Below are 21,453 nucleotides of genomic sequence, written 5' to 3'. Positions count from 1 at the left end.
GGTGCCGAGGCGCGGAACGTTTCCGTCTTCGGCAGAAACGGGCCACCCGAAACAATCGGGCGGCCCGGATCACATTACTTCATGGTGAAGTATTTGACGCGGGGCTGATCCTCAGGATCCACCTCGATGCCAACGTTTTCGCTCATACCCCAGTTCAGCACCTGATGGTGGATCGGGATGTAAAGCTGTTCGTCTTGAACAACACGCCAGATAGCCGCGATATCCGCGTTGCGCGCGTCCAGATCGGTGTTGGATGCCAGCGATTTGATCTTGGCGTTCACGTCCGCATTGTTAAAGCCGGTGCCGTTCCAGGTGCCGATATCGCTTTCACGACCATGCACCAGGAAGTTGAAGATGTACTCCGAGTCATAGGTCGGAACACCCCAGCCCAGCATGTAGAAGTCGGTCTTGCCGTCGGTGATCTTGGGGAAGTGCTGTGCCTTCGGAATGGCGTCCAGGTTCACCGTGATGCCAATCTGACCCAGCATGCCAACCGCGGCCTGACAGATCGGCTCGTCGTTGATGTAGCGGTCGTTCGGACAATCCAGGCGGATCGAGAAGCCGTCGCCATACCCGGCTTCGGCCATCAGCGCCTTGGCACCTTCAATATCGGTGGTGCTTTCGCCGTCCATCTCGGCCGTCCAGCCGTTGACGAAGGGCGGCGCAATCATGCCCGCAGGCTGCGACTGGCCACGCATCACAACCTGGCGAATTGCATCGCGGTTGATCGCCATCGACATCGCCTTGCGCACGCGCACGTCCGCGAGAGGGTTCTTGCCGTCGACGTTATCGGCTTCAATGTCATCCGCGCCCTGGTTCATCCCAAAGAAGATCACGCGGTTCTGCGGAGCCTGTTTGACCATCAAACCATCTGCACCGTCCACACGGGCCAGATCCTGCACCGGCATGTCCTGAAGGAAGTTTACCTCGCCCGACAGAAGGGCTGCAACACGGGTCGCGGCGTTCTGGATCGGGGTATAGATGATTTCGCTGACTTCCATCGGGAAATCGTTGCGCCCCCAATACTCTTCGTTACGCACCATGACGGTTTTCACGTCGGGCTCGCGGCTGACCAGCCGATAGGCGCCGGTGCCGTTCACATTGGTGGTCGCATAGGTGATCTCGCCACCTTCAAAGTCCTGCACCTTGACGGTGTTGTTCGCCTCGGTCCAGCCCTTATCCATCATGAACAGGTTGGTCAGGTTCGACGGCAGGATCGGGTTTGGACCGTCCGTTTCGATCTCGACCGTGTGGTCGTCGACTGCGCGCACCGCGACGATCGAACCGATCAGTTCTTTCATGTCCGAGTTCGGCTGCTTCGCACGCTCAAAGCTGAACACCACGTCTTCCGCAGTGAAATCGGCGCCATCGTGAAATTTTACGCCCTTGCGCAGGTTGAAGACCCAGACGTTGGGGTTGTCTGCGCTCGGAGCCCAGTCGGTTGCCAGCGTCGGCACGAATGCGCCGCTGGTGTCGCGGATGATCAGCGGCTCATACATCTGGTGACGCATGGTGTGGCTGGGACCTTCGTTCTGCGAATGGGGGTCCAGTGTCAGGGCATCGCCCGCGCGCGCCCATTTAAGGGTCTCGGCGTTGGCCACGGCAGTTGACGACATGAGCGCCGCAACCGCCAGGATCGTTGCTGTTTTTTTCATGGTTTCCTCGCTGTCAGTAGGTGTTTTCCGCAAGCAGTCGTTATTGTTTGTCCTGATCAAGAATCCGGCAAAGAAGCACTCATTGATTTTCTGGGGAGCTTTTTTCGACGAGAAACGCCCCATCTCCGTGGTTGCCGCATTAGTAACAGGCTTGCAGATACTGCTCCGCCTATGTGAGGCGTTGCACGGTAAGAACCCTAAAAAAAATTATTGAGGTATACAATAAAAATTTTTGTCGCCTTTACATGCATTTCCGAAGGAGGCGCGAGGCCCGCCCACTACGAATTCGTACCGGGCTGAGCAGCGCGCCCCTCTTGTCCAAACAGAGACTGAGGCGCGTAAGGGCGAGAACATCTGCACACTTCGCACACGCCAAAGGCGGATCATGGCCCGTTCTCGTCATCAGAACGAAAGGTGCGAATTCTCGACGCAATTGCGCCGCCAGTGCCCCATTTCCTGCAGGTTGGCGACGCCCGGCTCATCCACGATATCGCCCGCATTGCGAATCAACGGCAGGAAACAGACGTAAAGCACCGCCGCCAAGCGGATGCCTTCTGGCAACGTACGAAAGCAGCAATCAGGGCTGTGCTTCCTTATAGAGCAACGTTCCACAAAAGCCCGGCCCGTCTCAGGCGCCATCGCTCTGACAACACCCGCTCAAATGCTTTCACCGCCATCCACAACCAAGGCATGACCCGTCATGAACGAGGACATGTCCGAAGCAAGAAACAGGATTGAATCGGCTATTTCGTCAACCGAGCCCCAACGCCCCATTGGAATTGTTTCGGCGACGTAGTTTTCCAGCCTGTCCCGACCGCCCATTTGTTTTTCGAAGCCCGCATTGAAGGGCGTGTCTATGAAGCCCGGGCAAAGGGCATTGATGCGGATGTTTTCCTTGGCATAATCGGCGGCCATCTGACGTGTCATGGCGATGACGGCGTGTTTGGTGGTCGCGTAGGCAACCATTTCGCGGTCATATTGCACACCTGAATTGGACGACGTTATGATTATGCTACCCCCACCCTGAGCGCGCATGTGCGCGACCGAAGCTCTTGCCGCAATGAAGTGCGAGCGGACGTTCAGTTGCCAGGATCGATCCATCCCTTCAATCGGCACCTGTTCGAGATTCCCCTCGATCTGGTACCCGGCATGCGAGTGCAACACGTCGATCCGGCCATGGCGTCGGACGATATCGTCTACCGTCGACGCGACCGCAGCATCATTCGTAACGTCCAGTTCGGCCGCATGCGCGATCACACCTTCGGCCCGCAATTCAGTGACAACATCTCTTGATTTGCCAGCGTCCAAATCGGTGACAATGACCACGGCCCCATTTCGGGCGAGCGCCATGGCGCCGGCTCTGCCGATGCCCGAACCGGCTCCGGTAACTAGAGCGACCTTCCCATCAAGCTGCAGTTTGGTCGTAGAACGATTTTTCGAGAGCGCAATGGTCATTTGGGTTTCTTGCCTCCGCGTTGCAAGAGAAGTTGGGCCGTCACCAGCAACACCAATGAAACGGCCAGTACCATCGTGCCGATCGCGTTGATCTCGGGCGTCACACCTCGGCGGATGGATGAGAACACGTAGATTGGCAGAGTTGTTTCCGAACCGGCGACAAAGAATGCGATGATGAAGTCGTCAAAACTGAAAGTGAAACTCAACAGAAAGCCAGCCAGAATGGCAGGGAATATCATAGGCAACGTGACCTGAAAGAAGGTGCCGACCGGGCTTGCATAGAGATCGGCGGAAGCCTCGATCAGGGCGCGGTCCATGCCGGATAAACGCGCACGAACAATGATGATCACGAGGGCCATTAGAAACATGGTATGCGCTGCAATCAGCGAACCGACGCCCATTCGCAGCTTCGGTGGCGTCCACCCCTCAGGCCAGACAGCCGCGAGAAGGGGGTTCAATTGATCAAACAATGTGACCAGCCCTATCAGGGTCGCAATGCCGATGACGATGCCTGGAATCATGACCGCAACATAAATCAGCAGGTCGAAGAACACGCGGACCGGCCCTTTGATCCCCTGGAGTGCAACTGCCGCCATGGTGCCGAAAACACTGGCGAGAAGCGCGGACGTGAATGCAACGATCAGACTGGTTTCCAGCGCATCCATGACAAAAGGATTGGACAGCGCCTTGCCGTACCATTTTGTCGAAAGCCCCTGAAGCTGGCTAGCGTGCCGCCCGGCATTGAAGCTGAACAGTGCAATCACCCCGATGGGAATATACAGGAACAGGTAAACACTAACGGCGTAAATTCTCATCCTGCCCACCTCACATGATCGCGACATCGTCGCGGCTTGCCCCGAGCCGCGCGATCAGTCGCATGTAGATCGTGACCGTGATCAGCATCACCACAACCAGAGTGACCGCAACTGCCGATCCGAAAGCCCAGTTGCGCGACTGCAGGAACAAGTCGACAAGCGCGTTGCCAACGAAGAATACCTTGCCGCCGCCCAGCAAGGCCGGGATCAGGAACTCTCCCATCAGCAAGATAAACACAAGCATGCATCCGGTCGCGATACCCGGAATGGACAGGGGCAGCGTGATTTGTAGAAACGCGTTCCAACGGCTTGCACCTAGGTCAGAGGCTGCCTCCAGAAGCCGTTTGTCGAGGCGATCAAGACTTACGAAGATAGGAAAAACCATGAGAGGCAAGTACCCATACACAATTCCGACAAGCACCGCGAAAGGCGTGTTGATCAGCCGGACACCTTCTATGCCAATCCAGTCCAGAAGCGCAGGTAGCCCCCTTCCACCCAAAAGGAAAATCCAGGCATAACTGCGTATCAGTATCGAGGTCCAAAAAGGAACGATGACCAAAACCAGAAGGATCGTCTTCCATTTCGGATTGACCTTCACAGCCAGGAAATACGCCAGAGGATAGGCGATCAACAACGCCGCAAGCGTTCCGATCGGAGCCAGCGTCATGGTATTTTTGAATGCCGTCCAGCGTGCGGGGAGGTTTGCATATTGCTCAAGCGAAAGAGCAAGCACAACGCCACCTGACGGCGCTCGCTCTCCGAAACTGAATATGAGAACAACACTCAGCGGAATGATCAGCATGACCAGGAACCATGTTCCTGCCGGCGCCAACAACAGCCAGTTTCGCTTGTTCTGCTTCATGTTGTTCTCGATTTATTTCAGGTTCAGGCAGATTTGAAGCGCGCCATCAACTCGGCGCGGTTCGGATCCGTGAGCGTCACCGCAGCACCGAATTCAAGCGGGCTCAGCAATTCCTGCGCGGGGAAGATGATGGGATCGTTCTTCAGCGCATCCGGCAAAAGATCAAACGTCCGCGAATCCGCTGTCGGATATCCATGCGCAAGAACCTCCTTGGCATTTACTTCTGGATTGATCAGGAAGTTGATGAGCGCGTACGCGGCATCCTTGCGTTCCGAGCTTTTGGGGATTGCGTAGTAGTCGCTCCAGATCTCGCCGCCATCGCTGCCAAGGGCATATGCGATCTCGGGCATGTCGGCATTAAGTTGCTTGCCGTCCCCCGACCAGCAGATCGTCAGCCAGGCATCACCATTGCGCATCGGCGGCTGGTAATCTGACGTGATTGCAAAAAGATGCGGTTTGACGTCGATCAGAAGTTTCTCGGCATCCGCCAGCTCTTTTTCATCCACCGAGTTGAAGGAATAGCCATAGTAGTTCAGCGCACTACCGATCGTGGTCAGCTGATAATCGTGAACAACCGTGCGACCCGAGAACTTGTCCATCGTGATGTCAAAGAACTCTTTCCACGAAGAAATACCCTTCCCATTGTTGTGTTTGGTGTTGATCGCCATGCCGGTTGATCCCCAGTTCTTGGGAACACCGTAAAGCTTGCCATTCACCGACCCGGCTTCGGCATAACGCGGATCAAAGGCCGCAGGTTCATAGTTGGGCAAGCGCGACACGTCCAAAGGCTCGATCAGGTCTTCCTTGACATAGTCTTCGAACGTGTAATTCGTCGGAACATAAACGTCCCATCCGGTCGCCCCGGCCTGAAGCTTGGCGAGCATTTCTTCGTTCGACCCAAAAACATTCACCTGCACATGCGCACCGGTTGCCTCGGTAAAGGCGTCGAAATTCGCCGTATCGTGATAGTTCGGCCATGTGGCCAAAACCACGCGATCCCCGATATCACCGGCAAAAGCGGGGCGCGGTCGCAGGCCAGGCATGGTCGAACCCAAAACGGCAGTGGCGGCACCAAGGCCGGTCACACGAAGGAAATGGCGGCGACTGATCGAGCCTTTTCGATAGCGCTCCAGCTCCTCCATGAACTTCTTCTTCGAGATGTGGTCAGGTCTGTTTGTCATGGTTTCTCTCCTGTTGGTGTTTGGTGGCTATTATTCTTGTTCCAATACGAGCGCTGTTCCGGCGTCCCAGGACACCGTAAGGCTTTCGCCCGCGTTGAACGGACCATCGTTCATTTCCGTTTGCCTTGGTGACAGGACCAGGAATTCACCAAGCGTCGCATGCGTTACGAGATACTCGGTATGTTCACCGAGAAAGATCCGATTGTGGACATGCACTGGCAGCCCACCTTCTTCGCGCGACAATCGCATTTGCTCGGGCCGGACGCTTACGCACGCATCTTGCCCGTCAGCGACCTTATGGAGCGATCTGGCTTCTACGACAGTACCGTCGCTCAGCCGGACGGACACCAAATCCCCCTGGTAGCCGACGACTTTGCCTTCAAAGAAATTGGACGTACCGACAAAATCGGCGACATACCGTGATTTCGGAGTGTCATAGAGTTCCTGCGGCGACCCGATCTGGACAATTTTTCCATCCCGCATGATGCAAATGCGGTCGCTCATCGACAGAGCTTCTTCCTGATCATGCGTGACAAGAACAAAGGTAATACCCAGTTCCCGCTGCAAGTCTTGCAGTTCGATTTGCATTTCCTTGCGCAGTTTTCGGTCCAACGCGGCCATCGGCTCGTCAAGAAGCAAAAGCTTTGGTTCGTTGACTATGGCCCTCGCTAGCGCAACGCGCTGCTGCTGCCCGCCGGACATCTCCCAGATACGCCGGTCTTCGAACCCTGCCAGACGCACAGTTGCAAGCGCCTTGCCGACCCTTTCATTGATCTGCTCCTTGGAGATACGCGGACGAACTTGGCGCAGGCCATAGCCGATGTTTTGAGCCACCGTCATATGAGGGAAAAGCGCGTATTGCTGGAACACCATGTTCACTGGACGATGATGGGCGTCCACATCGTTCACGACTTCACCGTCTAGCAGCACTTGACCTTCGGTCGGCGTTTCGAACCCTGCCAGCATGCGCAATGCCGTGGTCTTGCCACAGCCTGACGGCCCCAGAAACGAAAGAAATTCGCCCGGCTCAATTGCAAGATCGAGATCACTGGCGGCCAACACTGAACCGTAGCGCTTGGTCACGCCTCTAAGCTCGGCAATCGCGTTTCCGCTTACCAAATCTGTTTTGGTGGCATATTGCACGCTTTCCATTTATCCCTGTCTTTTTTTGATTTTTGGACTACCATCGCATTGCCGGAAACTGTAAAAAAAATCAAAACTGATGTATATATCACGTTTTAGGTATATTCACCAAAAACCCGAGAGGGACGCATTTTGAGCTTGATCGAGGCAACCGGACAACTTGTCGATTCAATCGAAGCCGACGACTTCGCCAACACCCTTTCGAACACACTTCGCACGATCGCGCCGTTCGATTTCACCGTTGTTTTCGGGTATCTCGGATCAGCCCGTCCGATGGACCTTTTTGACGATTTCCCAAGGGGTAAGCGTCAAATTTTCGTCGAGGACTATCAGGAAGGCCCATACTTGCTGGATCCGTTTTACCTCGCGTGCGTCAACAATGTCGCTCCGGGGCTATACCGGATCAAGGAACTTGCCCCAGACCGGTTTTTTCAGGGAGAGTATTTTCGAAACTACTATGCGCGGACCGGGCTTGCAGAAGAGATCGGTTTCTTCATCGACCTTCCCGGAAACGCGACTGTCGTTGTCTCGCTGATGCGTGCCGAGAAGGCATTTTCAGCCAAGGAGATTCGCCAACTTAAGGAATACTGGCCAGTTGTACGCGCAACCTGTGCAAGGCATTGGAAGACCTTGGCGAACAGTTTTGGCAATAGCGCCAACCCCGAATCCGATGCCTCGCTCCAAAACAGTGTTGAGATTGCCTTCACTAGTTTTGGTGAAGGTGTCCTTACCCCTCGCGAACGGCAGGTCGTCGAACATACGTTGAAAGGGCATTCCGCCGACGCTGTCGGGCGTATTCTTGAAATCTCTCCCGGCACCGTTCGCATCCACCGTCGCAACATTTACTCCAAGCTTCAGATCAACTCTCAGGGTGAGTTGTTTTCCAAGTTCATCGACACATTGCTGGCCGGGGATTCCAGATCCAGAAAACATTGATCCTGACGCCGTCTGCCGAAAGCGATTTGCCGGTGCTGTCAGACGGATTCGAACGCGCCTGAGCTTGGACAGCAAAGCTGCGCTTTACTCCGCACAAAGCTGGCGCCACTCGGCGAGAGCCGCACCATGGATCTAAGTTTGTCTGTAACGAGGATGTGCAGCCGACCGCATCGGCGCATTGATTTCCTGATGAACTTCAACGCCGCCTTCCTGTCTCTGGGCTTCGTCACATATCTTTCCTGGCCGTCTCCTTCGTGATCGGCAGCCAGCCAAAGGTGATGCCGCTCGCGTTGATGTGCACGAATACCCCGCCCAAGGGCCAGCTTCAGTTTGCCCTGCCACCCAATTGGCAACGTCGAACAATCTTCAGCCCTACTTCTGCGTCAACGTATCCGCGCCCTGCCAGTCTTTTTCTGCTCCGCTGACTGCCAACTGCCGTGAACGTTCGGCCATCCACGCTGCTGCCGAGTCACGAGGATACCTGTCGGACAAGTCGCGAAAGGCCAACTGCGCCAGATCAAACTGGGCATTGCGGAAATGCTCTCCAGCCGCTTCAAAGCCACTCCGCGTCTCTTGTTTCATGCGAATGTCCGGCACGATATCACCTGCAAATATCTCGTACACATCCATGGCGTTGGACTTTCCAGCCATGCGCACGCGTGTCATCTTGCGACATTCGGCGCGCACATTTTCTGACAAAGCGGAAACGACCACGTCCGAAGCCGCGATGGATATCCCACACTGTGCCGTCAAGGTTTCGAGTCTTGCGGCGACATTCACCGTGTCCGACACGACATTGCCGTTCAACCGGTACTTGTCTCCAAGGATACCCATGATCAAGTCACCGGAATGCAACCCGATCCCAGTGCCAACTGGTGCCAGGTTGAGCGCCGCGCGGTCAACATTGATGCGGCGCAGCTCTCGCTGAATTTCAATTGCCGCGTTGCACGCATCCTGCGGTTTGTTTGGAAACAGAGCCATCATGCCATCTCCAAGAAATTGCGCGACCACCCCTTTGTGTTCCTGGACAATAGGCCCGATCCGACGGAAGTATTCGTTCAGGAACTCGAAGCTCTCATGCGGCGTCATGTTTTCCGCAATTGTCGTAAACCCACGAATGTCGGTGAACATGATCGTCATGTTGCGCGAAACGTTGTCACCCAAATCAATGTCAAGGATGCTATCCCGTTTCAGAAAATCAAGAAACTCGACCGGTACAAAGCGTTTATAGGCATTGGACACCCGCGTCAGCGACAGGTGAGCATGCATGCGTGCTGAAAGCTCGTCGCGCGAAAACGGTTTGGCAAGGTAATCCGTTGCGCCCGCTTCGAATCCGGCGCGAAGATCCTCAAGTCGGTTCTTGGCGGTTAGCATTACGATTGGGAGGCGCGATGCCGGATGGGTTTCACGCAACCTCGCACAGACTTCGTAACCCGACATACGCGGCATCATCACATCAAGAAGAACGATATCCGGCTCGTACCCGTCGGCAACCAGCTTCAGTGCCGTTTCTCCATCACTTGCGGATTGGGTTTCGAACCCTTCAAGCGACATGTAGTTTTCAAGAACCTGAAGGTTCACAGGATCATCGTCCACCAGCAAGGCCTTGTTGCGACGTTTCTTGCCAATGTTCTGTGACGGCCGCAAAACCACGTCTGCCATGTAAGAGCCCACATCAACGATCGGGCGAGAGACCGTGTCACCTCCGGCGTGTTGCGCAACTGCCTCTTCTTCCGTCGCAGGCAGGTCTAACCGGAACTGTGCGCCCTGACCAAAGGTTCCAACTTCCGTGATTTCGCCACCTTGCAGTTTTGTCAGGCGCTCGACTATGGCGAGCCCCAGCCCGAGTCCCCCTTGTTCACGGCGGGACGAAGCATCGACCTGCTCGAACCCACGGAATATCTGCGTCTTGCTTTCTTCGGGAATGCCCGGCCCATCATCTGCAACAATGATCTCCACGCGATCGCCTTTCGCGACGCATCCCATCCGTACTGTACCACCGGGCGCAAATTTGACGGCGTTGTCCACCAAGTTGAACAAGATCTGCTGCAACCTGTTTTCGTCCGCGAGCACGTTGGGCGCGTTCTGCGGCACTTCATTGACCAGCGTCACGTCCGCGCTCCGCGCGCGGTTGTCCATCAAGGCAAAAACGACGTTGATGGCTGAATGAAGATCAAGTGGAACAGCCTTTAGGTCGATCTGCCCGTCCTTAAGCCGCGAGAAATCCAGAATATCATTGACCAAGTTGCTCAACCGCCGTCCCGAAGTAACGATCAAATCCAGAGTCGCCCGCGCCTGATCAGGAAGGGGCCCGTTGGCACCGCTTAGCATTCCATCCGCGAGACCGATAATCCCATTCAAAGGCGTACGCAGTTCATGGCCCGTATTGGCCAGGAATTCGTCCTTCGCCTGGTTGATCTGTGCCAACTCGCGTGAAGCGCGTTTTTCAACTTCCAGGGCCTCTTCCTGTCGCGCATAAAGCAGCGCGTTGGTGAGCGAAATCGACGCCAGCGTCATGATCGTTGACAGGATTTCCCGACGGGCGGGGGTGAACACACCCTTGGCCAGCGTGTTTTCAAGGTGCAGCACTCCAAGCACCTCGCCCGACCCGATGATCGGCATCGTAAAAAGGGATTTCGGCGCGTTGCGATGTACATACCGGTCGCGCTCATAACCCGGAGCTGTACTTGCGTCTGCCAGGATTACGGAGGTTTTCATCGCCTCGACGCGGGCCACAAGATCTTTGGGGTGTTTCTGATCTGAAAGTTCGCCAAGAGGGAGGTTCGGCTTGATGAGCGTCACCGAAACATCTCCCTGCGACGTATCTGCACTCGCCGCGAGAACCAGACGGCCATCCCTGCGCAGGAAGAGTTCACCAAGATTCGCACCTGCATTTTCTATGGCAATTGCCAAAAGTCTTTTCAGCAACGTGTTTACGTCCGTGATCTCCAAGATCGCCTGACTGGTCTTGACGATGGTCGACAAATCCAGTTCGGACGGTTGGCCGACCAAATCAGCAGCAGTCGCGATCACTTCCAGTTCAGGGTGCTGGTCCAACAACTCATCACATTTCGACTGGGCGCCCCATTTGTCATAGGCATTCAACGCGCGCCGCAACCACATTTCATGGGCTGTCTTGTCATCCAACTCCTTCGCAGCCTGAGCTGCACATTCGCATCCGATTCCAACATAAGACCAGATCCCCGCCTCCTCGGCGCGCTCAACGGCTTCGGTGACATAAAGCAGGCCGGTCTCCGCATTTCCCTTCGCCCGCTCGGCCTCGCCAAGCAACAAAAGGTACTGAAAGCTGTGATTGGTTGGAAAATGATCCTGCAGCCTCTTGAGCGCCTTGAGGTGTTTACGTAACCGCAATCTGCGTTGACGGTGGCTCAAGCCAAGCGATACGGATGGCGGACGCGTTATGCATAACCCAGACAACAGGTGATAATCGACAAACTCGGGGCCCAGCGTCGTGAACCCCTCTTCGGCCAGCAAACTGGTGTAAAGGTTACGAACGACTTTCCAGTCGCCATAGATATGGGTCAGCAGCATTTCGGTGGTCAGAAAACTGCCCACCGCTGCCTCACCCGCCATTTCGCGCCACAGCTCACTATCCTGCTTGGACCACGCCCGGTCCTCGACGCCGCCCGTCAGCCGTTGCAGCGCCCGGCGGTAAACAGACGTGATATCGCTCAGTACTTCGTGTTTGAGACGTTTCTGGTACCGATCGAACTCGTCAAGCTCCGCCAATAGGTTGGATAGTGGCTTGCAGCCAACCCAAGTGTACTTCAACAAGCCGTAGTAAAAGTACCCTACATATTCCAGATCCACCGCCGACCAGCTGTGTCCGATGCCCTCGCCCAACAGGGCATGCAATTCGTCATAATCCTTGAAATGCCATGCGACCACGACACAGTAAGTATAGTATAATCGTCCGCGCACCTGCGCAGAGACGTTCCGGCTTTCCAGTAGCAGGAAAAGGTTCGTGCCAATGCGAAACGCCCGGTCAACCGACTTGAATGCGATATACATCACGATGGCATAGTTCTGGATCGAAAAGATGCCCGCACTCGTCAAACCGTCTCGCAACGTGATCCGGAACATTCGAAGAGAGATAAGAACGAACAGATCCTTGTTGGTCAGAAACGCTGGCGTCGAAACGATCATGAGCATTTCCATCAACTGCTCGGACGCTTCGTTCTCCATTTCCGGCAACGACGAGAAATCAAAGACATCATGCTTGCGCAAAGCCAGATGGGTCAACGCCAATTGCTGCCCGATCTTCGGGTTCAGCGGTGCGGACAGATTAATACCCAAAAGTTTCAACCCGGCGACCCCGAAGTCCAGCGCCTGCTCATAATCTGACCGGAATGTGAACAGCGTTACCAGCAACTGGTAGATCCGGGCTTTCTCACTGGGCGTGGGCAAGTTCTCGAGCAACTCTTCAAAAAGCGGCCGCGCGGCATCGAAACCCGAAACAAGAAAAGTCATCTCCAGCATCTCCCGCCGCAGACGCGCCGTGATTTCGGGCTCGACATCCCAGTCGACTCCGCCAAGATCAGTCGAAATGCTCATTGCCACGGAGAGGTAACGATGCGCGGTGTCATAGGCCGCCAGAGCCTTGGCCCGGTACGCCGCCGCAAGCGAAGCACTGACAATCAGTCGGCCGATGGGCGGGTCTCTCAGGCAGTCAATGCCCCGATTTACCTGATCCAACGCAACGAAAAGCCGCTCATCGGTGTTCATGTCCTCCATGTCGCCCAACAAAAAGGACCCGATGCGATAGTGCAGCAAGGCGCGGTCTTCGTCAGGTGTCAAACGGTAGGCCGCGTCTCGTACCATGTCATGCGAGAAGCGGAACAACTCCTGCTGCGTTCCGTCACGCTCGAGGAAGCCTGCGTCCGCGGCTTCCTGCAACAAAGCCTCAATCTCGTCTTCACCCCGCTCGCTCAGCAGCTGCAACGATTCCGGGGCCACATTGGTACCGAAGCAAGCTGCGTATCGCAGTATTTCCAATGCTGGCACCGACAATAGCTCGATCCGCTCCGTCATAAGCAAAGCGACATCGGATTCGACCACGTGCTGAGTAACGGCGTCCATGCCCCAGACCCATCGCGCCGCCTCCATATCGAAACGGATTGCACCTTCCTGATAGAGCACGGCCAATAGTCGGCGCAGGTGGAACGCGTTGCCCTGGGTTTTGCCATGCAAAACGCGCGCCAGGTGACTTACGACCGAACGATCCTCAAGCCCCATGGATTCGGCGATGATCTCGAGCGTATCATCCCCCTGAAGCGGGCGAATGTTCAGGGTTTCGCAGGGATAGCCAGCATCGACAAACGCGTCGATCAAACGCGCTGCCTTTTCGCCTGCTCCTTTCGCATTGTCGCGGTAGGCTCCAACGATCAGAAGATGAGACAGGCGCGCAGTGCGGATCATATCCTCAAGCAATGTTATGGATGCGGCTTCGGCCCAATGCAAATCGTCTAGAAACAGGATGACCGGGCTATCCGGGTCCGACATCGTTTCAAAGAAAGCCTGAATGGCCAGCCGGAAACGCTGATTGCGCTCCATCGAGTCGGCATTCACCGGAGCGGAGATGTCGCCCGTTACCATCTTCAGCTCTGGCAGGAACTCAGCGATCACACCCAGGTTGTCGCCCAAAGCCTCGACAAGCCGCAAACGGTAGCTCTCCAGTTCCTCAGGGCCTTGCGACACCTTGAGCAGAACAAAGCTACGCAAGGCCTCGATAATCGCCAGATACGGCAGGCTCTGGATTTCCTCGTATTTTCCCGAAATGATCAGCGGCTGTGGTGCCGTCCCCCCGAGATCACGCAGTTTTGCAGCGAGCGCCGATTTACCGGTCCCGCTTCGACCTGCCAAGAGCACGCATTCCACGCCTCCGGCACATACCCGCTCAGCCGCCTCGTTCATGCGCCGCACTTCCCGCTCTCGACCAAACAGGCGATCGGGGATATGAAACACCGAGTGATCATCCTGAGCGCCCAGAACAAATTCGGGGATATCGGTGTCCTGTTCGAAACACTCGACGCATCTTTTTAAGTCACTCAAGAGGCCGAAGGCTGTTTGATACCGCGCTTCTGGTCCCTTCTCCAAAAGTTTGTGCACCAGTCGTGCCAGCTGGCGGGGCACATTCTTGCGCACTTGCGAAAGCGGTCTCGGCGGGACGGCCAAATGCTGGTGCACCAGCTCCATTTCGTCCAAAGCGTTGAAAGGCGGAGCACCCGTCAGCATTTCGTAGAACACAACGCCCAGCGCATACAAATCCGCTCGCAGGTCTGCGACTGTTTCGATCCGCCCACTTTGTTCCGGCGCTGAATAAGCAATATCTTCCAATGCGCGCCCGGCAATATCCGAAGGACGCCCGGACGGTTGCATCAAGGAATCCGGGTGCAACGCCAGTGTCACGGCCCCGGTATGCGGATGCACAAAAAGCGCTTCCGGCTTGATATGACCGTGCGGGATGCGGCGATTGTGCAGGGATTGAACGGCACCGGCCATTTGAACGGCAAGCCCCAGGAATTGCCCTACCCGCAATCCCCCTCGCCCAGTCACCCGCGACAAGGGGTCTCCTGTGGGGCGCATCATCACGACCTGCGCAATATCGTGGTCCATGTCGAAATCGACCACCTGCGCAACCTGTGTTCCCGATAATTGCTGCAGACCCGCCAGTCGCGCTTCTAGGCGCCGTTGCTGCAAGCGCGTTTGCGCCGTGCTTTGCCAGACCAGCAACGGCTCACCAGCTTCATCGCTCTCCGCCATGAACAGGCCGGACCTGACTGTTTTGTCCTGAATTGCGCGGATCACGTCAGTCTTCTCCGGTTGGTTTATCTCAATCTTAGACGGAATTACCTTGAAAGTCAGGCAAGTTAACCAAACTGAAATACGCTTTGGCCTGGATGTCGGCTGCTGCGGAACGCAAGCCAAGCTTCAAGTGGTTCAATCCAAAGTCGATCCGACCGCCTGTTGGTGGCTTTGCAAGAGTCCGACGTGACATCGCCAAAAGCAACGCTGCACCCGTATCCGGCGTGCACAGCCCCGCTGCCTCAAGGCATCGCACAACACGTTCCGGATCGGTCAGCGCCGGATACCCCAACTCGAGTCCAACCGACGGCGCCACTCTTTCGTCCAGATCCAGATCAACACGGCAGGGTGCATCTCCAGCGAGCTGTCGCGCCAAGTCCGAAACCCGGACCAGCGACTGCCCATGTCCGGGCCACCCAATCCCCGCCATCATGGCGCAAACCTGTGAAACCTTGCCCCCCTCCAGCACCAGTCTCAATTGCGTCCCCGAGCGTCCGGCCATGATCCCGGCTTGTTTCGGCGCAACCGTCTCGGGCAACTTCCGCATCAGTGTATCAAGGGCATCCCCCAGTGACACATCAAATACCACCGCCAAGGCACGGGCCAAATCGAACTTTTCGGCGCGCGTCCTCAGATCCGGACCATGCGACACAAAGAAACTTGGGCGAGACGGTTCTTTCGCGCCAAAATCCACCTCGAGCCAGATCAGGCCCGCGTCCACAAGCGCCCCTTCTGCTGAGCGGATTACTTCCGCTGTTTGAGTCCAGAACGGGTCCTCCGGCACAAAAGCTGCAAACCGGTCCAGCCCGCCATTTCCCCGGCTCAATACAAACGAGTAATCGCAAATACCGCCGGCGTCTCCCAGCCGACATTCCAGAACGTGCCCTGACGCAACATCTGGCAATGACGCCGCGAAGGCGGACACGTTCCGTGCACATGCGTCCCCAATCAAATTGGGTCCAATCAAGCTCAAGGCGTCCTCGACATGGGACTGGGGGCAGATCATCCCGAACCGATCAGGCGCGGATCACCAAAGATAAGTACAGACGTTCGCGCCAACGAAATCGCTGAGTTCCTTGTCTTTTTTGGTGACAATCGCCTCAGCCATCGGTCCTGGAATATCAAGGTTGTCCTCGAGATACTTTTGCGCAGCCGCTGTGCTTTGGCTGTAGATGTTCATGAATTCGGCCCTCATCGGCTCGTTCTCGAACAACTTCGCCACTGCCATCGTGGTGTAGTACGCAGGGGTGCCTTGTTCAGCCATGTCGTATTCCTCTCATTGCCGGAGTTAAGGTGATGTCGTCAAATCTGCTTGCTAATTTCCCTGTATCGGAACGGACAGCGTGTTCACATCGCGTTCAAAAGTGAAGAGAAAATCGTATACCCGCTTCTTGCCCGCCTCATCGGAAGGTCCCGCATAGGAATGGCATCCGATACAGCTCGACGTGGTCTGGCTGTAGGATTCCATGGTGGAATTCGCCAGGATTTGCGGGATCAGCAACCCGTCATACGCCCCGCCCTGTCGCCACTGCGTACCGATCAGGTGGTAATTCTCGAACACCGAACCGGAAAAGAAATCCCACATCAGCTTGTTGATGCAGTGGAATTCCTGATTGGCGGGTCCGCACGGAGTTGCCGAATAGCCCTTGGCGCCGACAGGTCCGAAATAATAACCTGGTTCATAGGCCTTCGCGATCCGCGAAGGTTTCCCGACCAAAGCAGATTTCGGGGCAACGTTGATCTGTGCCGCACCCGAATGATTTTTTTTGAAGAAGAGCCAGTCAGGCACCTTTTCGCCAGACGGAGTGATCCCGGCATTGGTATCCCCAATCTGGTCCCATGTCGGTGCAACGTCCACATGTTCGAAAGTTCCCCACGCCCATTCAGGCATGGTTTCCGTTTTGTAGACGATGTGCATTCCAACAAGCGCAACCGGCTTCAATTGGCAATCGTGGATGCGACGCCCTTCCGAGATGACCGGTGTGATATATGCCCATTGCTTGTGAAATCGTTCTGGGTCATCTGCATCGGTCAGGATTTTCCATGACGTTTTCAGGGCAATGGCGCCGCGACGCGCTGGATTGTTGGCGCCTTGGTCCCAACTCCCCATAGGCATGTCTAGTTTGCCATTTGCGGAAATGAACTGCTCCAGACTGCGCGGGTCCCAAAGCTTGTTTTCGACCACGTACTGGTAAGCCTGCCTATTAAAAATGATGTCATAACGCACCGGCTGGCCTGCGGCATCCAGCAGAGCATGCCCTTCGGGATTGAGATACTCGTTCAGCAATCTTGGTGGAACAGCCGCGGAGATCGTGTCCGCGTATGCGACCTTGGCCATTTCGGCGTCCAGATTCAATTCGCTGCAGGCCGCTGGAACAGCACTTTGAAGATCATCCCACCTCAAGGGAGGTTGTCCACCGCGAAAGATCTGCCTGGTGCTTTTCCAAGTTGCCCAAACCGGCGTCCAATCCCCTTGCCGGCCGGCATCCAGATCTGGAACACCAATGATCGCCTGTCCGTTTTCGTCCACCGAAACGGGCCAGTTCAAGGCCGAAAAAGCCCTCGATGAAAGCGGATCGACCTGCGTCGTGGTGGCGTAATTCACGTCGCCCAGAAAACAGGCCCGCCACTTCGGGTCGTCAAGGGAGATGTTAGCATTTTCACAGGCGCAGACGAGTTGATCCTGCCATTGGCAGTTCTCTTCATCGGCCCAAAGCGCATGGGTGAAAAGCACAAAGGTTGCGCTCAAGGCGAAACCCAAAATCCTCAACATCAGTTGATCTCCACAACACGATTTCAGCGGAAACATCGCGACTGATTAATACTGTTGTGCCCCGAGCCTAGCCCAGACCAACGATTCGCCCCAAGCAGAGACTTTCTGGAACAGTGCAGCCAGACCAGTTCGAACCCGTCTCAGCTTGGGCAGGTTTGCTGCCGACCCGTTTCGCCGATTTCCTTCATTGCAGCGCCGCAAGACCGAAGTCTATCCGTAACGATAACTTCGGGTCGCCCAAACCTGCGCATTGATATCTTGAGGAATTTCAATGCTGCTTTCTTATCCCGCGTCTTCGTCACTTATCTTGGAAGGGCTTCTCCCTCATGTATGACAACCCGCCAAGTGTAGTGCCTTTGGTCGGACATCTTCACGAACATCTCGTCCAGTTGCGAGCGCCAGTTGGAATGATCCCGCATGTGTCAGGCCCGCTTCTTGAGGATTTCCGATGCAAACTCGGGCCAGACCTTTGAACGCCACGCCCCGGTAACCGGCCACGTGGCCACAGTTGCCCCGGCCGCCGGATTCGACGATGTGATCCAGACGGTCGAAGCCCTCGCCGCAGCCTTTCCGTTCTGACGCACCGGTGCTGGGCAACAAGGCCCGGCAAAACAAGCCTTGGAAACACCTGACAGCCAAGGAACATCCAGCTGATGAGACTCTTTGTTGGAGGCAATTTTCTCGGCCTTTGTCAGTCCCCGTCGGCAACCCCCTGGGCACGAAGCCGGGCCCGCCGCGCCCGATAGCTGGGCAGCACAACCAGCAACGCGGCGATCACCAGAAGACCCAGCGTCATGGGGCGCTCCCAAATGAACCCAATCCCGTCATAGAGTTGCATCGAACGCGCAAAATTGTCTTCCAGCATTCCCCCAAGGATGAACCCGATAAGCAACGGTGCAAGCGGGAAATCCGCAAAACGCAACGCCGTGGCACAGATCCCGAAAGCGACCAGCAACAAGAGCTCGGTTGCGTTGTTCTGGCCGATATAGGCCCCCATGAGCGTGAAGAACAGGATGAACGGGATCAGATAGTTGCGCGGGATCGACAGCACCTTGGCGATATAGGGGATAAGTGGCAGGTTCAGGATCAGCAGCACCAGGTTGCCGATGAACATCGACATGATGACCGCCCAGAAAATCTGGGGCTCATCCATCATCAGGCGTGGGCCCGGCGTGACGTTCAGCGCGATAAGCGCGCCAAGCAGGATCGCGGTGGTGCCCGAACCGGGAATGCCCAGCGTCAGCAACGGAACGAACGACCCCGTGCAGGCTGCGTTATTGGCGGTTTCAGGCGCAGCAAGCCCCTTGATCGAGCCCTTGCCGAATTCTTCCTGCTCTTCCTTGGTGGCGATATTGCGCTCCACCGCATAGCCAAGGAAGCTGGCAATGGTTGCCCCGGCCCCGGGCAATACCCCGATGAAGAACCCCTGCAGGGATTGGCGCCCGATGACCGGCGCAATCGCCCTGGCTTCGGCACCGGTGATCCGCAGATCCTTGATCTCGCCATCCTGACCGTCTTGCGGTGTCTTTGGTTTCAGGACCAGGAACAACGCTTCGGGCAAGGCAAACATCGCCATTGCAAGCGTGATAAAGCCAAAACCCGATTGCAGGTCCATGATCCCCATGGTGAAACGCGGCAGGTTGAACAGTGCGCCTTCCCCCACAGTGGCCATGATCAGGCCAAGTATGGTCATCATCAACGCCTTGGCGACCTGCCCGGTGCCTGCAAAGGCCGCGATCGCCGACAGGCCCACGACCATGAGCGCAAAGTACTCGGCCGAATGAAATAACAGCGCGACCGAGGACAGAGCCGGTGCGAACACCATCAGGAGCAAGGCGCCGATGCTTCCTCCGGCAAAGCTGGCAATCGCGGCAATCGTCAGCGCCTTGCCGGCCTTGCCCTGCTTGGCCATCGGGTAGCCATCGAAACTGGAGGCAACCGTGCCCGCCACCCCTGGCGCATTGAGCAGGATCGAAGAGGTCGATCCGCCGAAAATGGCGCCATAGTAGACACCGGCCAAAAGAATAAGCGCCGCAGAGGGATCACCCATGGAAATGGCGACGGGGATCATGATCGCGATAATCGACATCGGGCCAAGCCCCGGCAACATGCCGATGAATGTGCCGATCAGACACCCGCCGATCACCATCAGCAGGTTTTGCAGGGAAAGCGCCGTTTGCAGGCCGATCAGAAGTCCTTCAAGCATCCCGTTATCCTCCGAAGAAGCCCGGCAGCGGGCGCAGGTAGATGCCAAGAACCTGTTGCACGAGGTACCAGACAACCAGCGTGGCAAATACCGCGACCGGCACCATCACAAACCATTTGCGCTCCCCCAGAATGACCGAGCCAAGGATCAGGAAGGCGGTCGTTGAAAACAGGAAACCAAGCGGGCGCAGGCACAGCGCATAAGCCACCATCAGCACCAGAAGCAAAAGCGCCTGCCCAAGGTGATAGTCACCAAGGCGGCGGTAATCGATGTCCGGCTCCGCAACATCGCTCTTTTCCAGGCCAAACAGGATGATCAGCGCGGCAATCAGGCCAAGAACCGACAAGACCTTGGGAAAGGTGCTGGGCCAGATCGGGTTGCGTTTCATGAACGGCGCCAACCCGCCATCCATTGTGAACCAGGCCGCATATCCATAGGCCAGGCAAATCCCGACCAGAACCAGCGCGATCCAGCGATCAAGTGCCATTGTCCCCTCCCTTGTCCAAATGGCAGAGCGGTCCCCCGCTCTGCCGATACCTGCTTCAGAGGAAGCCCAGTTTCTTCATCAGATCCCCGATGACCTTTTCCTGGTCTTCCAGGAATGTTCTGAAGTCGTCGCCTGAATTGTGGATGTTGACCCAGCCGTTGCGCGCGCGAACGTCTTCCCATTCCGGGGTGTCGTACATCTTGGCAATGGCATCCTGGTACATGGCCAGCTTGTCCGCCGGCAGGCCCGGCGCGCCGAAGAAGCCGCGCCAGTTCACGAAAGTGGTGTCGATACCCTGTTCCTTCATGGTCATGGCATCAGGCGCCGCTGGCACACGATCCGCTGAAGTGACGCCGATGATCTTGACCTCCCCGGCATTCGCCAGGTCCACGGCCTCGGAAAAGCCGGTCGACAGGGCCGCGATCTCACCAGACAGAAGTGCCGCCATGGCTTTGCCGCCCGCGTCGTATGGGATGTACTTGACAGCCAGCGCGTCCTTGCCCGCGGCTTCCATCACCATCGCGGCGACCAGATGGTCCATACCGCCGGGAACCGAGCCACCGCCGATGGCGGTGCCGCGCGGATCGGCATCAAATGCGGCCAGCAGGTCGGCCATGGAATTGATCGGACTGTCCTTGCCCACCACGATGGCGGCATAGTCGCCAATCGTACCCGCGACCAATGTCAGGTCTCGGAAATTGTGCGGGAAAACACCGGTCAACGACCGGATCACGATGGGGGTGGAATTGACCATCAGCGTCCCGTGGCTGCTTTCGGCGTTTTCGATCAGGTAGCCGATTGCCTTGCCGCCGCCACCACCGGACATGTTTTCATAAGACGCCGTGCCGACGATACCCGCCTTGGTCAACGCCTCGCCAGTGCCGCGCGCGGTTCCGTCCCAACCGCCGCCGGCGCCGCCGGGGATCAAGAAGTGGATGCTGTCGAGCACCTTGTGTCCATCTGCCGAAGCCGGGGCTGCAAACGCCATGGCCGCAACTGCGGCTGCCATCAGAGCGCGGCGGCCAATTGAGAATGTCGTCATGGTTTCCTCCAAAATTTGACAACTGTCCGAAAGGCGGCTCAGTTGACCAAGCAAACCACAACAACCTGACATG

18 protein-coding genes and 1 pseudogene are annotated in these 21,453 nt (G+C 56.4%); 3 read left to right on the top strand and 16 right to left on the bottom strand.

The window, feature by feature from the left end:
* Nucleotides 1-74 precede the first annotated feature (74 nt).
* On the bottom strand, nucleotides 75-1,655 hold the full coding sequence (locus ACS3QZ_RS18030; RefSeq protein WP_456039050.1) for an ABC transporter substrate-binding protein: 1,581 nt from the start codon (nucleotides 1,653-1,655) through the stop codon (nucleotides 75-77).
* Between ACS3QZ_RS18030 and ACS3QZ_RS18025 the strand changes: the two genes are divergently transcribed.
* Nucleotides 1,615-1,869, top strand: a complete 255-nt coding sequence (locus tag ACS3QZ_RS18025; RefSeq protein ID WP_456039049.1) for a hypothetical protein — start codon at nucleotides 1,615-1,617, stop codon at nucleotides 1,867-1,869. The two genes, ACS3QZ_RS18030 and ACS3QZ_RS18025, sit on opposite strands and share 41 nt — an antisense overlap.
* A gap of 188 nt (nucleotides 1,870-2,057) precedes the next feature.
* Here ACS3QZ_RS18025 and ACS3QZ_RS18020 read toward each other — a convergent pair whose 3' ends face one another.
* The 6 genes from ACS3QZ_RS18020 to ACS3QZ_RS17995 all read right to left on the bottom strand — a co-directional run bounded on the left by ACS3QZ_RS18020 (nucleotide 2,058) and on the right by ACS3QZ_RS17995 (nucleotide 7,120).
* A complete protein-coding gene (locus ACS3QZ_RS18020) occupies nucleotides 2,058-2,198 on the bottom strand; it encodes a hypothetical protein (RefSeq protein ID WP_456039048.1) in 141 nt (46 codons plus the stop codon).
* 114 nt (nucleotides 2,199-2,312) lie between these two features.
* Nucleotides 2,313-3,071, bottom strand: coding sequence for an SDR family NAD(P)-dependent oxidoreductase (locus ACS3QZ_RS18015; protein WP_093094705.1), 759 nt, complete (start codon nucleotides 3,069-3,071; stop codon nucleotides 2,313-2,315).
* A gap of 35 nt (nucleotides 3,072-3,106) precedes the next feature.
* On the bottom strand, nucleotides 3,107-3,925 hold the full coding sequence (locus ACS3QZ_RS18010; protein WP_456039047.1) for an ABC transporter permease: 819 nt from the start codon (nucleotides 3,923-3,925) through the stop codon (nucleotides 3,107-3,109).
* 10 nt (nucleotides 3,926-3,935) lie between these two features.
* Complete coding sequence (locus ACS3QZ_RS18005) at nucleotides 3,936-4,787, bottom strand: ABC transporter permease (protein ID WP_093094560.1); 852 nt, start codon at nucleotides 4,785-4,787, stop codon at nucleotides 3,936-3,938.
* Nucleotides 4,788-4,810: 23 nt separating this feature from the next.
* Complete coding sequence (locus tag ACS3QZ_RS18000) at nucleotides 4,811-5,968, bottom strand: ABC transporter substrate-binding protein (RefSeq protein ID WP_456039046.1); 1,158 nt, start codon at nucleotides 5,966-5,968, stop codon at nucleotides 4,811-4,813.
* Nucleotides 5,969-5,998: 30 nt separating this feature from the next.
* Nucleotides 5,999-7,120, bottom strand: coding sequence for an ABC transporter ATP-binding protein (locus ACS3QZ_RS17995; RefSeq protein WP_456039045.1), 1,122 nt, complete (start codon nucleotides 7,118-7,120; stop codon nucleotides 5,999-6,001).
* A 120-nt stretch (nucleotides 7,121-7,240) separates the two neighbouring features.
* Here ACS3QZ_RS17995 and ACS3QZ_RS17990 point away from each other — a divergent pair, with 120 nt between their 5' ends.
* Entirely contained in the window at nucleotides 7,241-8,047 is an 807-nt protein-coding gene (locus ACS3QZ_RS17990) for a LuxR C-terminal-related transcriptional regulator (protein WP_456039364.1), read from the top strand.
* Between the two features lie 128 nt (nucleotides 8,048-8,175).
* Here the strand turns inward: ACS3QZ_RS17990 and ACS3QZ_RS17985 are convergent.
* From ACS3QZ_RS17985 to ACS3QZ_RS17960, 6 genes and pseudogenes are all read right to left on the bottom strand, one after another.
* A pseudogene (locus tag ACS3QZ_RS17985) lies at nucleotides 8,176-8,369 on the bottom strand (DDE-type integrase/transposase/recombinase); the annotation flags it as partial.
* Nucleotides 8,370-8,419: 50 nt separating this feature from the next.
* Nucleotides 8,420-14,875 carry an AAA family ATPase gene (locus ACS3QZ_RS17980; RefSeq protein ID WP_456039044.1) on the bottom strand — a complete coding sequence of 2,152 codons (6,456 nt, stop codon included), beginning with the start codon at nucleotides 14,873-14,875 and terminating at the stop codon, nucleotides 8,420-8,422.
* Between the two features lie 31 nt (nucleotides 14,876-14,906).
* The gene (locus ACS3QZ_RS17975; RefSeq protein WP_456039043.1) at nucleotides 14,907-15,797 is read right to left on the bottom strand and encodes a hypothetical protein; all 891 of its coding nucleotides are present in this window, start codon (nucleotides 15,795-15,797) and stop codon (nucleotides 14,907-14,909) included.
* A gap of 102 nt (nucleotides 15,798-15,899) precedes the next feature.
* On the bottom strand, nucleotides 15,900-16,136 hold the full coding sequence (locus tag ACS3QZ_RS17970) for a hypothetical protein (protein WP_093094554.1): 237 nt from the start codon (nucleotides 16,134-16,136) through the stop codon (nucleotides 15,900-15,902).
* A 51-nt stretch (nucleotides 16,137-16,187) separates the two neighbouring features.
* Nucleotides 16,188-17,645 (bottom strand): hypothetical protein, encoded by a 1,458-nt coding sequence (locus ACS3QZ_RS17965; RefSeq protein ID WP_456039042.1) that lies wholly within the window; start codon nucleotides 17,643-17,645, stop codon nucleotides 16,188-16,190.
* A 140-nt stretch (nucleotides 17,646-17,785) separates the two neighbouring features.
* A complete protein-coding gene (locus ACS3QZ_RS17960; RefSeq protein WP_456039041.1) occupies nucleotides 17,786-17,947 on the bottom strand; it encodes a DDE-type integrase/transposase/recombinase in 162 nt (53 codons plus the stop codon).
* 133 nt (nucleotides 17,948-18,080) lie between these two features.
* Between ACS3QZ_RS17960 and ACS3QZ_RS17955 the strand changes: the two genes are divergently transcribed.
* Nucleotides 18,081-18,224 (top strand): hypothetical protein, encoded by a 144-nt coding sequence (locus ACS3QZ_RS17955; RefSeq protein WP_456039040.1) that lies wholly within the window; start codon nucleotides 18,081-18,083, stop codon nucleotides 18,222-18,224.
* 112 nt (nucleotides 18,225-18,336) lie between these two features.
* On the opposite strand, the gene ACS3QZ_RS17950 is transcribed toward ACS3QZ_RS17955, so the two are convergent.
* Genes ACS3QZ_RS17950 through ACS3QZ_RS17940 form a run of 3 tightly spaced genes read right to left on the bottom strand, consistent with a single transcriptional unit; the run spans nucleotide 18,337 to nucleotide 21,380 of the window.
* A complete protein-coding gene (locus ACS3QZ_RS17950) occupies nucleotides 18,337-19,851 on the bottom strand; it encodes a tripartite tricarboxylate transporter permease (RefSeq protein WP_456039039.1) in 1,515 nt (504 codons plus the stop codon).
* A gap of 4 nt (nucleotides 19,852-19,855) precedes the next feature.
* Complete coding sequence (locus ACS3QZ_RS17945; protein ID WP_456039038.1) at nucleotides 19,856-20,338, bottom strand: tripartite tricarboxylate transporter TctB family protein; 483 nt, start codon at nucleotides 20,336-20,338, stop codon at nucleotides 19,856-19,858.
* A gap of 55 nt (nucleotides 20,339-20,393) precedes the next feature.
* Entirely contained in the window at nucleotides 20,394-21,380 is a 987-nt protein-coding gene (locus ACS3QZ_RS17940; protein WP_456039037.1) for a tripartite tricarboxylate transporter substrate binding protein, read from the bottom strand.
* Nucleotides 21,381-21,453: the final 73 nt, after the last annotated feature.

It is taken from the genome of Shimia sp. W99, assembly GCF_053851455.3.
This window is presented reverse-complemented; position numbering and strand designations above follow the sequence as displayed.

Coding starts and splice junctions, on each gene's coding strand:
- ACS3QZ_RS18025 (WP_456039049.1), top strand. CDS start 1,615: ATGAGCGCCGCAACCGCCAGGATCGTTGCTGTTTTTTTCATGGTTTCC.
- ACS3QZ_RS18030 (WP_456039050.1), bottom strand. CDS start 1,655: ATGAAAAAAACAGCAACGATCCTGGCGGTTGCGGCGCTCATGTCGTCA.
- ACS3QZ_RS18010 (WP_456039047.1), bottom strand. CDS start 3,925: ATGAGAATTTACGCCGTTAGTGTTTACCTGTTCCTGTATATTCCCATC.
- ACS3QZ_RS18005 (WP_093094560.1), bottom strand. CDS start 4,787: ATGAAGCAGAACAAGCGAAACTGGCTGTTGTTGGCGCCGGCAGGAACA.
- ACS3QZ_RS18000 (WP_456039046.1), bottom strand. CDS start 5,968: ATGACAAACAGACCTGACCACATCTCGAAGAAGAAGTTCATGGAGGAG.
- ACS3QZ_RS17995 (WP_456039045.1), bottom strand. CDS start 7,120: ATGGAAAGCGTGCAATATGCCACCAAAACAGATTTGGTAAGCGGAAAC.
- ACS3QZ_RS17970 (WP_093094554.1), bottom strand. CDS start 16,136: ATGGCTGAACAAGGCACCCCTGCGTACTACACCACGATGGCAGTGGCG.
- ACS3QZ_RS17965 (WP_456039042.1), bottom strand. CDS start 17,645: ATGTTGAGGATTTTGGGTTTCGCCTTGAGCGCAACCTTTGTGCTTTTC.
- ACS3QZ_RS17950 (WP_456039039.1), bottom strand. CDS start 19,851: ATGCTTGAAGGACTTCTGATCGGCCTGCAAACGGCGCTTTCCCTGCAA.
- ACS3QZ_RS17945 (WP_456039038.1), bottom strand. CDS start 20,338: ATGGCACTTGATCGCTGGATCGCGCTGGTTCTGGTCGGGATTTGCCTG.
- ACS3QZ_RS17940 (WP_456039037.1), bottom strand. CDS start 21,380: ATGACGACATTCTCAATTGGCCGCCGCGCTCTGATGGCAGCCGCAGTT.